A 13,049-nucleotide genomic window follows, 5' to 3' on the forward strand; every position below is an offset into this window, starting at 1 on the left:
CACCGGGCCACGCGTCACGACGTCGGCAAGACGGTCAAACGCGCCGAGTCGATCAAGGAACATCAAGCTCACCAACGTTAAACGCCAAGCTAAGAAGCCGTTGCCATACCGATCATGGAGTCTGTCGATCGAACGGGAGTCTCGATCGGGTGATCGCGGGCCCTGCCCGGCATGAGAGCAGGGCCTGGCGGTATACGGGGAAAATCCAGGGGAGCGGACGGCCGCGCGCTGCTACGGTCGGGCGCCATGAGCTGGCTTCCCGATGACTTCGTCCACCCCGTCCTGGTACCGCTGCCGGGCGGTGGTCATCACCTGCGGCCGATCCGGGAGGCGGACACCCCGCTCGACTATCCGGCTGTGATGGGTTCGCGCGAGCGGCTGTGGACCATCTTCGGCCCGGCCTGGGGCTGGCCCGCGGCCACCATGACCTACGAGGCCGACCAGGCCGACCTGTTGCGGCACGAGAAGGAGATCGCCGCACACCAGTCCTTCAACTACGCGCTGTTCGACGCAGCGGAGACAGCTCTGCTCGGCTGTGTCTACATCGACCCACCGGAGAGGGCCGGCGCGGACGGCGAGATCTCCTGGTGGGTGGTGGACGAGCTGGTGGGCAGCAAGGTCGAGCAGGCCCTCGACGCGCTGGTGCCGCAGTGGATCGCCGCCGACTGGCCGTTCGAGCAGCCGCGCTTCCTCGGCCGCGAGATCTCCTGGTCGGACTGGCTCGCCCTGCCGGAGCATCCGGACACGTAAGTGGTTGTTGCCCGTACCGATCTCGAAGGCTGTCGATCGAACGGGAGTCTTGATCGGGTGACTGCGGCGGTTTCCGCGCGTGAAAGCAGGGCCTCCTGGTAGCTCGGGGGTGCGATCCCATTCCGAGTGGTTCCCGGAGGCCCTGTTGTCTTTGTTGTACGTGCCCGAGCACGTTGACTTCAACTCGCCCGCCGTGTCGTGCGATTGCCTCGCGCACGTGTACGGCAACGCGGCCGACCATCCGGACCGGGTGCGCCGGTATCCGTCGGACATGACGGACGCGGAGTGGGCGGCCGTCCGGCCGTTGCTGCCGGTGCCGGCCTGGTTCCAGGGGCGGGGTGGACGGCCCGAGGGCTACTGCCACCGGCAGCTGTTGGACGCGATCCGCTACCTGGTCGCGGGCGGGATCTCGTGGCGGGCGATGCCCGCGGACTTCCCCGCATGGGCCCGGGTCTACGCCTTCTTCCGCCGCTGGCGCGAGCACGGGCTGATCGCCGAGTTCCACGACCGGCTGCGCGGGACGGTCCGTGAGCGCGAGGGCCGCGAGGCCGAGCCCACTGCGGGGATCATCGACGCGCAGTCGGTGCGGGCCGCCGCGACGGTGCCGGCCGCCTCACGCGGCTACGACGGCGGGAAGAAGGTGCCGGGCCGCAAGCGGCACATCGTGACCGACACCCTCGGCCTGCTCCTGGCCGTCGCGGTCACGGCTGCGAACATCGGCGACCGGGACGCCGCGGCGGGCCTGCTGATGCGGCTGCGCCGTCTGCACCGCGACATCACCCTCGTGTGGGCCGACGGCGGCTACACCGGCTCCCTCGTCGGCTGGTGCCGGGGCAAACTCGCCCTGACCTTGGAGATCGTCAAGCGCACCGACGACATGGCAGGGTTCGTGGTGCTGCCGAGGCGGTGGGTGGCAGAGCGCACGTTCGCGTGGTTGATGAACTCCCGCCGTCTGGCCCGGGACTACGAGACCCTGCCCGCCACCAGCGAGGCGATGATCCGGTGGTCGATGGTCACGCGGATGAGCCGGCGTCTGGGACGGCCACGGTCCGCCGGCCGGCACTGAACGCCCCCGACGCCTCCAGGAGGAGCCACCCGCGCTCCGCCAGGCGCCGGGCTTTCGACCGCAGCCCCTCGACCTTCGCCGGCCGTCGCGTCAAGGCCCAGCCCCACCGCGATCTCCTTGGCCCGAAGCGGTCCGTGACCCGTGGATGGCTGCTGTTCCAGCACACCCAGAATGCGCTGATAGTCCGGCGCCAGAACCGTCACCGGCAGCCCTTCCCGCCAGGGCGGCACCGTCGAGCCCGGCACCGGCGCGAGCGACAGCACCGCTTTCTCCTCGGCCTCGGTCCCGGCGGTGGTCTCGGCAGCCGAGGCTGCCAGGGCCTCGACCAGCTCTTCCCGCGCGATCACCCGCCGGTCCAGCTCGATCTCGGCGGCCTCCAACACCTCAGCCAACCGGGCGACTTCCTCCCGTAGCCTTTCCACCCGCACACGGGCCGCTGTCTCCCGCTCCTCCAGCATTCCCAGCACCGACGCCATCGCGCACCCCTCGCTCACGGAGCGGAAACAAGACGCCGGATGCCTCTCTCATTCCGAGCTACACCATGCCTGACCAGCAGAAATCAACGGATCACGTTCGGTTGAGATACGGCTTCTCACGTCTCCCGAGCGTCTGGCCATATCTCTCAACGGGCGGGGCATCACGCTCCTCTCGCTTAGGGGTAGTTGTCCGGTGAACGAGCCCGGTCACGCGGCGGGTGATCATCAGCAGATGCCTGGGTTGGGCGCGCATGATTCCTCCAGCGGCGAATGCTCACGGTCGGGCCGCTCACCGTTCAGGGGCGGGCGAGGACGAGGACGGGGTGTGCAGGCGGTGACGGCCAGCGGCATGTGGGACCAGCCCAGCAGGGTGGTGCTGCGGAGGGGATGCGGTTCGCCGGCCGGGCGGATTTCACGGCACTGGACGGCGAGGGCTTTGAGGAATGCCTCTGCCTGAGAGGTTGCGATGTGGCGCCCTGCCTTGGAGCGGATGCGGGTGCCAAGGGCCAGATGTTGTGCGACGTCGGGCCGGCAGATGTTGAAGCGCTCGGCGTACGGGCCCCAGGCGGCCCGGTCCAGCCCAGCAGAGCGGATGAGCAGCCAAAGCCGCTCTCCTTCTTCCAGGCGGGTGCCGTCGATAGAGGTCGGCCGGGACGTCACTCGTGTGACGTGATGGATCGGGCTGGACACGCGAACGGCCTCGTGGAACGCACCGGCGGCCAGGCCAGGGTTGTCCCGCAGGAGGTCCCATTGGAGGGGGTTCCGGGCGAACTGGTCGATGGCTGCCGTGATCCCGTAGATGGTGGCATCCAGTCCCGCGGCGGCATGGGCGAAAGCAAGAGGGATCGCCTCGCTCTCGTCGAGCCCGGCTGCAGCGGCGGAGTTGAAGGCGACGTCGAGCCACGACTGGGGCGTGATCTTGTCGTGGGTGATGGCACGCTGCAGCAGGCCCAGAGTCTCTGCACCCGCCTTCAAGGCCTGTCGGCGGCGTTCGGCATCGGTGCCGAAACAGTCGAAGACTCCTGGGGTCCGGCTCAGGTCTCGGCGCAAGTCTGCTGAGACTCCCAGGAGACGCAGCGCGGTGTCGGTGACAAAGGCACGGACGAGCTCAGCGGCGTCGAACTCCCCCGCCGGAGCGTGCTCGGAGACGATGGCGTCTGCCCGGGCGGCGAGGTCGCTGCCGAGGGTAAACGTGGGGCGTGGGCCCTGGTGGCGCGCGAGGGCTTTGTTGACCTTGCGGCGAGCGGCGCGCGTGCCGGCGTCCGCGGTCGGCATGACGAGGGGCGCCTCCCGAACGAAGTTCACCCGGTCATTGAGGACGGCGCGGACATCCGCAAGCCTCGGGACAGCCCACGCGTCGTGGCATTGGAGGCGCACCACGGGTCCCAGACGGCGCAGGCGGCAGTACAGCACGTTCGTATCGGTGTAGCTGTGGTTGGCGAACAGGTCGGCAGAGCTGCTGGGAGCAACGGTCAGCATCGGGATCCCCAGGACGAGAGAGGCAGGAGTCCGCGGGCTTTGATCAGCGCTCGACGGCCGTCCGTCCGTCGGGCCGGCGGAGTCGGATCCGGAGTCGTGCAGGACTTTCACGCGGTCACCATCAGATCCGGGAGAGGCCGATGTGGGGCGACGATTCGGCCGTCCGGAAGGAGTTCACCGGTGTCCTCGAAGGCCAGGACGCCGTTGCAGAGCAACGACCAGCCTTGAACGGTGTGGCCCGCGACGAGCGTGGCGGCTTCGCGATCTGGCGCCTCAGCCTTTGGACAGCGGGGATCATGCCCACACATGTGCGATCTTCCTCTCGCAGGTGCTCATCTCGATGTGGATGGGGGCCCTCTCCGGCGCTCCACGAAGCTGCGGGGGAACGGCTCGAGAACGCCGAAGAGGGGGTCTGCAGGGCCCCTCGCGGGGAGGTGGTCAGGGCACAGCGGCCTCGGCGTGCTCGGCGCTCGCCGTGAGGGCCAAGGGCTGCGACCACTGGCCTTTGTCCAGGCCGAGGGCAACGTCGCCCAATCGCAGTAGCTGGATGTCTGAGGTGCCGGCCGGGGCGTACAGGTGGAACGCGTCGCGCAGATACCGCTCCATGGGCCGGTCGGTGCGCAGTCCGGCCGCCGCGTGGATCTCCATGGCGGCGCGGGCCGAGTCGAGTGCCGACTCGACGCTGGTGAGCTTCGCGTTCATCAGCTCGGCGTAGGGGGTCTTGCCAGCGTCCAGGAGGTAGGCGGCGTGGTAGGCGGTGAGTCGCGAAGTCATCAGCCGCGACCGGATCTGCCCGACTTTCAGCTTGATGTTGGCCAAGGCGTGCAGGGGCTTGCCGTAGCGGTGGCGCTCGATCGTGAACCGGGTGGTCTCGTCGTGGATCGCCTGGAGGATGCCGAGGGCGACCGCGGTCAGGTTCGGCCGGCCGTACAGGACGCTGGAGGAGTAGGCCACCTTGAGCCCGGCGCCTTCCCTGCCCAGACGGTTGCCGGCCGGGATGCGGCAGTCGTCGAAGTGCAGTTCGCCGAAGCTGAATCCGTGCAGGCCGAGCGCTTCCTGGTGTGGTCCGAGGGAGAGTCCGGGCCGGTCGGATTCGACGAGGAACGCGGTCAGGCCTTTCGATCCGGGCCCGGTGCGGGCGACGACCCCGTGCAGGTGACCGATGTGACTGTTGCCGACGTAGGCCTTGCGGCCGTTGAGGACGTAGGTGTCGCCGTCTCGGCGGGCAGTGGTCTGCATGCCGAGGACGTGGCTGCCGCATTCGTGCTCGGTGACCGCGATGGTGGGCAGGCACGTGCCGGCCGCGAACCGCGGCAGCCATGTGTTCCGCTGTTGCTTGTTGCCGTAGTGGAGGACCTTGGCGACGCCGAGCTGGGAGGCCTGCGCCATGGCGCCCATCGCGGCGCAGACGCGGGAGAGTTCCTCGACGATGATTGTCTTGGCGAGGTGGCCAGCGCCCATCCCGCCGTAGGCGGGATCGATCGTGGCGCCGATCCACCCTTTGGCGGCGATCATCGACGCCAGCTCCTGTTCGACGGCGCGGTCCTTCTCCATCTGCGCTACGCGGGGGGCGACTTCGGATTCGGCGAAGGCGCGCACCTGCTGGCGGAGTTCCTCGTGCTGCGGTGTCAGATACGGGTCGGACATCGTGTGGGCTCCCCTCCCTTTTCGGTGACTTCGGTGTCCAGCGGTGCGCTGTTCGCCTAGCGCGGCCGGTAGCCGGCGCGCTGCTGGAGGAAGTCCATGACCTGGTCCCGGTGCTCCTTGATGAGCACGAGCGAGGCCTGACCGGTGCTCTGGGCCTGCTCCTGAGGGCCGACGAAACACACGGTGCCCAGCACGGCCCCGTCGTAGATCAGCGGTGCGCCGGCGTAGGTGCGGATGTTCAGCCCGTCGACCACCCGATTGCCCGCGAACTGAGGGGAGGCGAAGACATCGGGGAGCACGAGCGCTTTCCCGCGGTCGACGACATCGGGGCAGAACCCGTCGTCGAGCGACATGCTGCGTCCCACGGGCGGCAGCTCGCCGCTCTCGGGGGCGTGCAGTCCGACGAAATGCTGCACAGAGGTGAAGATCTTGACCATGGCGTAGGGGACGCCGGCTGCCTGCGCGAGTCGAGTGGCGAACGCATCGAGTTCGGGATCGGGGGCCGTGAGGCCGAGGGCGTACTGCACCGCGGTGCGGTGCTCGTGCTCGCGTTGCGTCAGTGAGGTGTGCGAGCGACCGGTGAGAATGGTCATGCGTGGGCTCCGAGACTCGGGCTGGGGCGGGAACGGATGGCGGCCAGGCTGTGGCTGACCAGAGCGATGACCACGTCCTTAGCGGATTGGCGGTCCCGGGCGTCGCACGTCAGCACGGGGACGTCTTCCGGCAGCTCAAGCGCCTGACGGACCTCATCGCACGAATACTGGTAGGCGTCGTCGAACTCGTTGACCGCGACCACGAACGGCGTCTTGCGCTGCTCGAAATAGGCGACGGCGGTGAAGGAGTCCTCAAGTCGCCGGGTGTCAGCGAGGATCACGGCACCGATGGCCCCCTGGGAGAGGTCGTTCCAGGTGAACCAGAACCGCTGCTGTCCGGGAGTGCCGAACAAGAAGAGCACCATCGGGCGCGGGCTTGTGAAGGTGATCCTGCCGAAGTCCATGGCCACGGTGGTCGTGGTCTTGTTCCGTATCCCTTCTAGGTCGTCGGTGCCTTCGCTGGCGACGGTGAGCAGTTCCTCAGTCAGCAGCGGTTCGATCTCGCTGAGGGCGCCGACGAGCGTGGTCTTGCCGACGCCGAAGCCGCCCGCAATCACGATCTTCAGCTCGGCCGCCGGCGGGTGGCCGCCCCGAGCGGGCGGAGGTTCAGGGCAGGGTTCGTAGACCATGAAGGACTGCCTCCAGAATCTGCTCGTCGCTACCGGCGTTTACTGCGGCGTCGTTCATGGTCAGAGCCCCGAGGTCGAGGAGATCGCAGATCAGAATCTTGGTGACCTGTACGGGCTGGATCATCCGAGCGGCGATCTCGGCGACGGAGCGCGGCTCGCTGCTGCACATCCCCAGGAGCGCTTCGATCTCTAGGTCCATCTCGGCGGGGCTGGCGGCGGGCCTCGCGCTCATGCGGGACGTCAGCTGCAGTGTGTATTTGGGGCGGGTGCGGCCTCCGGTGATGGCGTACGGACGTACATCGCCTAAGGCGCTGTCGGTCCAGGCATCTCCGCTGGCCACCGCCACCTCACTTCCCCTGCCCGGCGAAGTTGTTGGTCCGGGCCTGCACGATCAGGTGCTCATCGAGGCCCGTGATCAGCCGGGTCATCTCGAAGCCGACTGCGCCCAGGTCGGCTGTGGGTGACGCCACGACGCCCAGGACGGTGCCGACTACGCGGGGATCGGTCGCACCCGCGTCGGCACTCATCACGAACAAGGCCCCCGCGTCGTGTTCGACGACGACTTGCCGGACTCCTCCGGGCAGGCCTTTGAACGTGGCCCCGCCGAGTGAGTTGAGGCCCGACATGACGGCGGCCATCGCGTCCGCCGTATTGATGTCCTTGTCGGTGTGAGCCAGTTTCAGTCCGTCGCCGGAGGCCAGTAGCACCTGGACCGTGCCGGGAATCCGGTCCATGAGTTGAGCCAGCAGCCCGTCCAGCGTGCCCTCGGCGGTGCGGGCGTCGCCGACCGCGTGGTTGGTCTCCATGAAACTCTCCTGCTTCGTATCTGGGATTCGGAAAATGCGGGTGGACGTCAGTCGGCAGGCGGCGCTGACTTGGTCCCGGCGTTGAACTGGGCGAAGAAGGTGCTGGTGGGATGACCGGAGGGGCCCTGTTGCGCGGGCAGGTTCGGCGATGGCTGGCTTCCGGGCTGCGTGTCACTGCGGCGCGGCAACGGCGGTCTGCCACCGGCCGGGGCCGCGGGGTCCGCTTCGTGGTGAGTGGCCGGCTGGGAGTGGGCCGTGGGCTCCGCAGGCGGGATACGCCGGGGCAGCTCGGACGCAACGGGCACCGGGCCCGCTTCGGCCGGCGAGGGGCCGCTGAGGTGGGGGGAGATGGCGTCCCGTCGCGTCGGTGGCGGGACGTTGATGCGGATGGCCGGCGGTTCGCTCGGCGTGACGAGCAGATCGTCGGGGAGATAGACGATCGCCTGCGTGCCACCCAGGACGTTCGGTCTTAGCTGGATGCCGATCTTGTGCCGCTTCGCGAGCTTGGCGGCGACCAGCAACCCGAGGTGGCCTTCCTTGAGCCGTCCTCGCGGGTCCGCGGATTCAGGGTCGGCCAGCAGCTGGTTCAAGGCGGTGCGTTTCGGCTCCGACATTCCCGTTCCGCGGTCGAGCAGCTCGATAGCCATCCCGCCGGGGACGTGGTGGGTGTGCACCTCAACCTTGGTGGAGGAGAACCTCGTGGCGTTTTCCATCAGCTCGGCCAGCAAGTGCACGACGTTCGGGGTCACGTAGCCCGGCAGCGCGACGACTTTCGTCTGTGGCGCCAGGCGCACCCGGGGAAAGTCAGGGATCTCTGCCACGGCCCGGCGCAGCGCTTTGTAGACCAGGACTGGTTCGGCGTCACGAGCCGGAGTGCTGCCTCCCAGAACCGCCAGGCTCTCGACCGCGCGACGAATCTGGGTCACCAGGTGGTCGACGCGGAACCAGTCACGCAGCAGGTCCGGGTCCTCGACGTTCCTCTCCACCTCGCCGATCACGGTCATGGTCCGGTTGATGAGGGTCTGCAGACGCGGGGCAATGGAGCGGAAGATGTCCGCCAGCTCGGCCTCTGAATCAAGCAGCCCGTGCTGGTGAGCGACACCATGCAGAACTGCCTGCCAGGCCTCGGTCTGAGCAACCTCCAGAGCCGCAACCACATCGACGCACACGTCACCGGTGCGCTCAGGCACGCTCGGCGCGTCTTGTCCGGGGTACACCTTGCCCCGCTCGACCTCCGACACGGCCCAGTCAACGTGCTTCCTGCCCGTCTCGACTGCCTCAGCCAGTCTGTCCAGAGTCGCGAAAGCGCGGTCACGCTCGGCAAGATCCCGGCTCACGTGTTCGACGGCCTGGCGGGCGCTGCGGGCACGCAGAGCCGTCCACCACACGACCGGGCCTGCCGCCGCGGCGGCGACAGCAACAGCAACGGGTGTGGGCAGCAGGTCGAGGCTGTCGAGAAGCCATGCGCCGCTCACTGCAGTTCCCGTTACCGTGCTGGAGGTGACGGCGGGAGGGAGACGGAGATGCTGCCCGGCGTGCGCGGCACGGCGACGCCGACGGGGCGCACGGATGTGAGAGAGGTAGTCAGGCATGGGTCACCTCAAGAACCCGGCGCTCAGCGCACGTCCGGGCAAGGGCTGGCTTCGACCGCTTCCGAGAACGCGTCAGGCTCAGGACGTGGTGCAGCAGTGCGGCGGCGGTGGTCGGTGGCGAGTCCCACGTATCGAAAATCCAGAACCGCCCATTGCACGAAGTGAAGCTGCGGTACTCGAGGTCGGCGCACTGCCACTGCGCTCCGGGACGACACAGCGAGTGCGGCGCACGCCAGGCATTGGCGGTGCCCGCCTCGACGGGAATGAGCAGGACGCGGTGAGCGAGGCAGCACAAGATCGGGCCGACCGCATCGTTCTGCTCCCGCAGCGCTTCGATCGCGGGCAATCCGAGCCCCATGCCCGTCCGTACAACGTCGTAGTGGGGCGGCAACACCATCGGATGGCGCACCTCAGGGAGGGAGGGCCGCCAGCGCTGGTAGGTGCTCGATGGGAGGGTCATCAGTACTCCGGTGGGGACGGTCTTCACCGTCGGGGGCAACGGGGTGGCGGCAGACGCAGAATCAGTGCGGCGGTCCGGTCCGAGGCCTCCGCGTCTCAGCGCACGGGACGCGGCGACTGGCGTGCTGATGCTGCGCGGGTCGTCAGCGGAGGGATGCGAACCCCCGGACTGCACAGTCGAGGCCGGCTCGGCGTCCGGGCTGCCGCTATCGAGGGCGGAACACGCCAAGAGGGCCCGAGTGACTTCCGCCAGCTGCACCAGGTAGACGCGAGAGGGCATATAGCCGCGCGGGGTCCCCTGCTGCCCCATCCTGCGGGCGCGGTCTACCAACTGCCGTACGCCTGCTGTCACTTCACGGCCGCTGGCCCGGGGCAGGGGCACCGTGAGCTGCATGATGTGGCCACGCAACCGCTTAGCCAGATCTTCGACGTCTTGCTGTGTGTCCGGGAGCGGTGATATGTCGTCGAGGACGAGCGCGACGGTCTCCGCTGCGGCCCGCACCGCCTGCCGTCCCGAACCGACGGGACCGCTTCTCCCGCTCTTGCGCACAGCGCCAACCAGGCGCCCAATGAGCCTCACGAGACCGGCGTCCCCTCGCCGGGCAGGTCCAGGGCGAACCAGACCCTCTTGCCGGACCATCGGGAAACGGGTCCACACCCCACCGGTCGGCAAGGAAGTCGACGAGCTCCAGGCCGCGACCGGACTCATCGTCGTCTTCGGCGCTTCTCGGCCGGGGTCGGCATGGCGAGCCGTCCACGATGGCGATGAGCAGCCCGCGCTGTGTGCACTGTGCCGTCATCGACACCACATCGTCCGCGCCGGAACAGCCGTGAAGGACTGCATTCGTCAGTAGCTCGTCAGCAGCCAGGACAGCCTCGTCCACGACCGGCGCCAGTCCCCAGTCCACAAGTTGGTCGAGGAGCCGATGGCGAGCCTCCGGGATCGCGGCGAGCTCCGCTGGGAACTCGGTCTGCATGCTGACCACAGGCCGCACGCTGTCGATGGGAGCCGGCACCCCACCGGTCGACAGGTGCTTCACCGCCATCACCGGCGGAGAGTAACTGGGAGGACAGTGGAACTGGTTGAACGCTGGAGGGCAGTCGACATTACGCAACGAACGGGAACGCGGAACCTCATGCCAGCGTTGGGGATCTGCTCGGGACGCTGACGCGTCCCAACGCAATTGCCCAGATGGAAGGAGTCTATGAGTGCCGCGAACTTCCCGTCGTCGATCGCTAAGTGGCCGGCAATATTCGTTGCTGGGTCTTCCATGGTCGCTGCGCCCCCGGAATTTCAACTCTCGGTTGGGACACACTGACCGTAGATCTCTGATGGAATGTCACACCAGGTAAGAAGCGTGGTAGTTCAATGCGAGGCGTTAGCGAACTACTACGCTGCGTGGTAGTTCCTAGACAACTCCCAGGTAGGACGCCATATCGCGCATCTCTTGCGTCAGCGTCCGCTTGCGGGAGTTGAGGATGTCAGCCATGACATACCGGGCCATAGCCTGATGCTTCAGCCACTCACCCGAGGAGCGCTTGAGTAGATTCAGCTCCGCCATGCCGTCCTGATGCGAGCCGAGCGCAACGTGTGCTTTGGCTACATCCAACCGGTGACGGTCCCAATTGTTGGCGCTCGGCTTACCGAAATTCCGCACGGCCTTCTGACTCAACAGCCCGTCGTCTGCTCGGCGGAGCACTCCCCGCGCGTCACCGATGATCGACAAGTCTTCCACGGCCTTCAGCTCCGCCGTAACCGGGCCGAACGTCGTCCAATGACTCTTGAAGTCGACGTGCTCAGCGTCCAATGCGCTCGCTGCGGTGTTCGCCATCCTCCGGGCCTCTCGGGCTACGTCGGGACGGTTGTTCCGCACAGCTGCAGACGCGACCCGTAGTGACAGCTCACCCCACACGGCCAGATGACCAGGGCTCGAATCCGACATGCGTGGTTCCATCGTGGACGCCGTGGAGGCGGCAAGGTGCTCACTCTCGTCGAACCGATCCTGGCGAAGGAGTAGCCAGCACATGCCGACGACTCCCGTAGCCCCGCTGAGCGTCTGCCCTGATTCTCGGGCGAGGCGGATGCTCTCGGCGAGCGCATAGTAGGCAAGATCGTATTGCCTCACCTGCGTGAGGTACTTGCCTGTAAGGAGGAGGGCTCGGCCACGGACGATCATTGCCCGTTGCTTGTCTTCCCCCTCCAGCGCAAGCACCGTGCCCTCTGCCGTACGGAGAAGGCTGGGCAGGATCTTTGCCACAGAGCTGTACCGGTCTGCGTGGTACAGAGCGTGCCCGTCGTCAATGGCCGTTTGAAGCGCCGCGAGGTCTCCAGCGGCGGCGACGTCTGTCAGGCTCTCGGCCAGCCCAATGGGCGGCATGAGCGCCCTTCGCAGTTCAGCGAGGTTCCGTCGGCTTGCGTCGTCGCCCATGACAGGAGTCGGCGTGTCCGTGGCAAACAACGCGGAAGTCTGGACACCGAGCCCCCGCGCGATGGCGTGAAGCGTGTCCGTACGGACCTCGCCACCCTGTTCAACCTTGCGGACCGTCTGGACCGCCACGCCAGCCGACTCGGCTAGTTCCTCTTGGCTCTGGCCACTCACTCGACGGTACTTCTTAACGTTCTTCGCAAGCTCCGTTGGCATTGGCTCACCTACCCCTGGGACCACGGTACGCCTGGCACATACGACCCCGAACCACATACCCGCCGCAGGGTTGACAAGTCCAAGACCGCGCACTCCTCCGGAAGTTCGAGTCCGCGCCTACCCCAGCTGTGCAGCGGCGGATTTCGGAGGGCACGGCAAGCCTTCGGAGCTACTGCGAGTTGTATGCCTTGATGCTCACCGCGGGGCCGTTGGAATTGCGTGCCACGGCAGCGGCCGCTTCCCCCGTCACCTTCACTACGGCAGTGCCGTGGGGCGGTATCACCGTCAGGCCGCCGACCGGCGTGACCTCCACGGCCTGTTGGGTGACGCCCGCGGGCGGCTGGTCCCAGAGAATGTATGCGATCCGCACGGACACCGGCTGGCCATCCTCGTTGGTGACCCGGACTGCCGCGAAGCGCTCGAAGCGCTCGATCTCGCGGCCCTGGCTGTCCAGCGCCTGTGTCGTCACCTCGTGGATCCCGGCGGGGATCCGGGCGACGGCCGTACTTTTCACCGTCACACGGACATCCGCCACGTCGTGCTCACGAGGCCCGGAAAACCGCAGGATGTCATAGCTCATCCCGGGAGGCGCGACCAGAGTGCCACGGTCGCTTCCGTAGACCGTGCTCACCTTGACCTGCGGCAGCACCTGGTGGCTGTCGTCGAGCGCCTCGAAGGACAGGACCGGGACGACCGACCCTCGAGCGACATTGGTGATCTCGAGCGCCTGATTGATCGTCTCGTCCATACCGGAGTCGCCCACGTAGCGGAAGGACAATGCCTCATTCCCGCCTCCGAGGAAGCCCGCCGACCCGCACCCACTGAGCAATGTCCCGCCCAAAGCCACCGCAACACCCGCAGCAACAAATCTTCGCCGTCCCACCCTCACGACCTGCACCCCTCCCCTATT

The 13,049-nt window shown here is 67.4% G+C and carries 15 protein-coding genes and 1 pseudogene; 2 read left to right on the forward strand and 14 right to left on the reverse strand.

Annotated elements, in window-relative coordinates; all coding sequences use genetic code 11:
- Positions 1-246 precede the first annotated feature (246 nt).
- Entirely contained in the window at positions 247-750 is a 504-nt protein-coding gene (locus ACH4YL_RS38460; RefSeq protein ID WP_073492597.1) for a GNAT family N-acetyltransferase, read from the forward strand.
- Between the two features lie 271 nt (positions 751-1,021).
- Positions 1,022-1,816, forward strand: a complete 795-nt coding sequence (locus tag ACH4YL_RS38465) for an IS5 family transposase (protein WP_398512215.1) — start codon at positions 1,022-1,024, stop codon at positions 1,814-1,816.
- Here ACH4YL_RS38465 and ACH4YL_RS38470 read toward each other — a convergent pair.
- The 14 genes and pseudogenes from ACH4YL_RS38470 to ACH4YL_RS38535 form a co-directional block, all read right to left on the reverse strand.
- Positions 1,714-2,292, reverse strand: coding sequence for a hypothetical protein (locus tag ACH4YL_RS38470; protein ID WP_398512183.1), 579 nt, complete (start codon positions 2,290-2,292; stop codon positions 1,714-1,716). The genes ACH4YL_RS38465 and ACH4YL_RS38470 overlap by 103 nt on opposite strands.
- Positions 2,293-2,517: 225 nt before the next feature.
- Entirely contained in the window at positions 2,518-3,771 is a 1,254-nt protein-coding gene (locus tag ACH4YL_RS38475) for a cytochrome P450 (protein WP_398512184.1), read from the reverse strand.
- Between the two features lie 107 nt (positions 3,772-3,878).
- Positions 3,879-4,079, reverse strand: coding sequence for a DUF5999 family protein (locus tag ACH4YL_RS38480; protein ID WP_398512185.1), 201 nt, complete (start codon positions 4,077-4,079; stop codon positions 3,879-3,881).
- A 130-nt stretch (positions 4,080-4,209) separates the two neighbouring features.
- On the reverse strand, positions 4,210-5,418 hold the full coding sequence (locus ACH4YL_RS38485) for an acyl-CoA dehydrogenase family protein (RefSeq protein WP_398512186.1): 1,209 nt from the start codon (positions 5,416-5,418) through the stop codon (positions 4,210-4,212).
- Positions 5,419-5,474: 56 nt separating this feature from the next.
- Positions 5,475-6,011 carry a GAF domain-containing protein gene (locus ACH4YL_RS38490; protein WP_398512187.1) on the reverse strand — a complete coding sequence of 179 codons (537 nt, stop codon included), beginning with the start codon at positions 6,009-6,011 and terminating at the stop codon, positions 5,475-5,477.
- Complete coding sequence (locus tag ACH4YL_RS38495; RefSeq protein ID WP_398512188.1) at positions 6,008-6,640, reverse strand: GTP-binding protein; 633 nt, start codon at positions 6,638-6,640, stop codon at positions 6,008-6,010. The genes ACH4YL_RS38490 and ACH4YL_RS38495 overlap by 4 nt, the downstream gene beginning before the upstream one ends.
- Entirely contained in the window at positions 6,618-6,986 is a 369-nt protein-coding gene (locus ACH4YL_RS38500) for a DUF742 domain-containing protein (protein WP_398512189.1), read from the reverse strand. Before ACH4YL_RS38500 ends, ACH4YL_RS38495 begins: the two co-directional genes overlap by 23 nt.
- A 1-nt stretch (position 6,987) precedes the next feature.
- The gene (locus tag ACH4YL_RS38505) at positions 6,988-7,446 is read right to left on the reverse strand and encodes a roadblock/LC7 domain-containing protein (protein WP_398512190.1); all 459 of its coding nucleotides are present in this window, start codon (positions 7,444-7,446) and stop codon (positions 6,988-6,990) included.
- A gap of 47 nt (positions 7,447-7,493) precedes the next feature.
- On the reverse strand, positions 7,494-8,921 hold the full coding sequence (locus tag ACH4YL_RS38510; RefSeq protein ID WP_398512191.1) for an ATP-binding protein: 1,428 nt from the start codon (positions 8,919-8,921) through the stop codon (positions 7,494-7,496).
- A gap of 109 nt (positions 8,922-9,030) precedes the next feature.
- The gene (locus tag ACH4YL_RS38515) at positions 9,031-9,498 is read right to left on the reverse strand and encodes a hypothetical protein (RefSeq protein ID WP_398512218.1); all 468 of its coding nucleotides are present in this window, start codon (positions 9,496-9,498) and stop codon (positions 9,031-9,033) included.
- 231 nt (positions 9,499-9,729) lie between these two features.
- Positions 9,730-9,999: pseudogene (locus ACH4YL_RS38520) on the reverse strand (DUF6415 family natural product biosynthesis protein); the annotation flags it as partial.
- Entirely contained in the window at positions 9,911-10,543 is a 633-nt protein-coding gene (locus ACH4YL_RS38525; protein ID WP_398512216.1) for an ATP-binding protein, read from the reverse strand. The gene ACH4YL_RS38525 and the pseudogene ACH4YL_RS38520, both read right to left, overlap by 89 nt.
- A gap of 363 nt (positions 10,544-10,906) precedes the next feature.
- Positions 10,907-12,139, reverse strand: coding sequence for a helix-turn-helix transcriptional regulator (locus tag ACH4YL_RS38530; protein WP_398512192.1), 1,233 nt, complete (start codon positions 12,137-12,139; stop codon positions 10,907-10,909).
- 169 nt (positions 12,140-12,308) lie between these two features.
- Positions 12,309-12,917, reverse strand: a complete 609-nt coding sequence (locus ACH4YL_RS38535; protein ID WP_398512193.1) for a hypothetical protein — start codon at positions 12,915-12,917, stop codon at positions 12,309-12,311.
- Positions 12,918-13,049 lie beyond the last annotated feature (132 nt).

It is taken from the genome of Streptomyces sp. NPDC020681 (genome assembly GCF_044334895.1).
Taxonomy (GTDB): Bacteria; Actinomycetota; Actinomycetes; order Streptomycetales; family Streptomycetaceae; genus Streptomyces.

Bases quoted from the DNA above. Each gene is read 5' to 3' on its own strand.
- ACH4YL_RS38460 (WP_073492597.1), top strand. From the start codon at position 247: ATGAGCTGGCTTCCCGATGACTTCGTCCACCCCGTCCTGGTACCGCTG.
- ACH4YL_RS38465 (WP_398512215.1), top strand. From the start codon at position 1,022: ATGACGGACGCGGAGTGGGCGGCCGTCCGGCCGTTGCTGCCGGTGCCG.
- ACH4YL_RS38470 (WP_398512183.1), bottom strand. From the start codon at position 2,292: ATGGCGTCGGTGCTGGGAATGCTGGAGGAGCGGGAGACAGCGGCCCGT.
- ACH4YL_RS38475 (WP_398512184.1), bottom strand. From the start codon at position 3,771: ATGCTGACCGTTGCTCCCAGCAGCTCTGCCGACCTGTTCGCCAACCAC.
- ACH4YL_RS38480 (WP_398512185.1), bottom strand. From the start codon at position 4,079: ATGTGTGGGCATGATCCCCGCTGTCCAAAGGCTGAGGCGCCAGATCGC.
- ACH4YL_RS38485 (WP_398512186.1), bottom strand. From the start codon at position 5,418: ATGTCCGACCCGTATCTGACACCGCAGCACGAGGAACTCCGCCAGCAG.
- ACH4YL_RS38490 (WP_398512187.1), bottom strand. From the start codon at position 6,011: ATGACCATTCTCACCGGTCGCTCGCACACCTCACTGACGCAACGCGAG.
- ACH4YL_RS38495 (WP_398512188.1), bottom strand. From the start codon at position 6,640: ATGGTCTACGAACCCTGCCCTGAACCTCCGCCCGCTCGGGGCGGCCAC.
- ACH4YL_RS38505 (WP_398512190.1), bottom strand. From the start codon at position 7,446: ATGGAGACCAACCACGCGGTCGGCGACGCCCGCACCGCCGAGGGCACG.
- ACH4YL_RS38515 (WP_398512218.1), bottom strand. From the start codon at position 9,498: ATGACCCTCCCATCGAGCACCTACCAGCGCTGGCGGCCCTCCCTCCCT.
- ACH4YL_RS38525 (WP_398512216.1), bottom strand. From the start codon at position 10,543: ATGGCGGTGAAGCACCTGTCGACCGGTGGGGTGCCGGCTCCCATCGAC.
- ACH4YL_RS38530 (WP_398512192.1), bottom strand. From the start codon at position 12,139: ATGCCAACGGAGCTTGCGAAGAACGTTAAGAAGTACCGTCGAGTGAGT.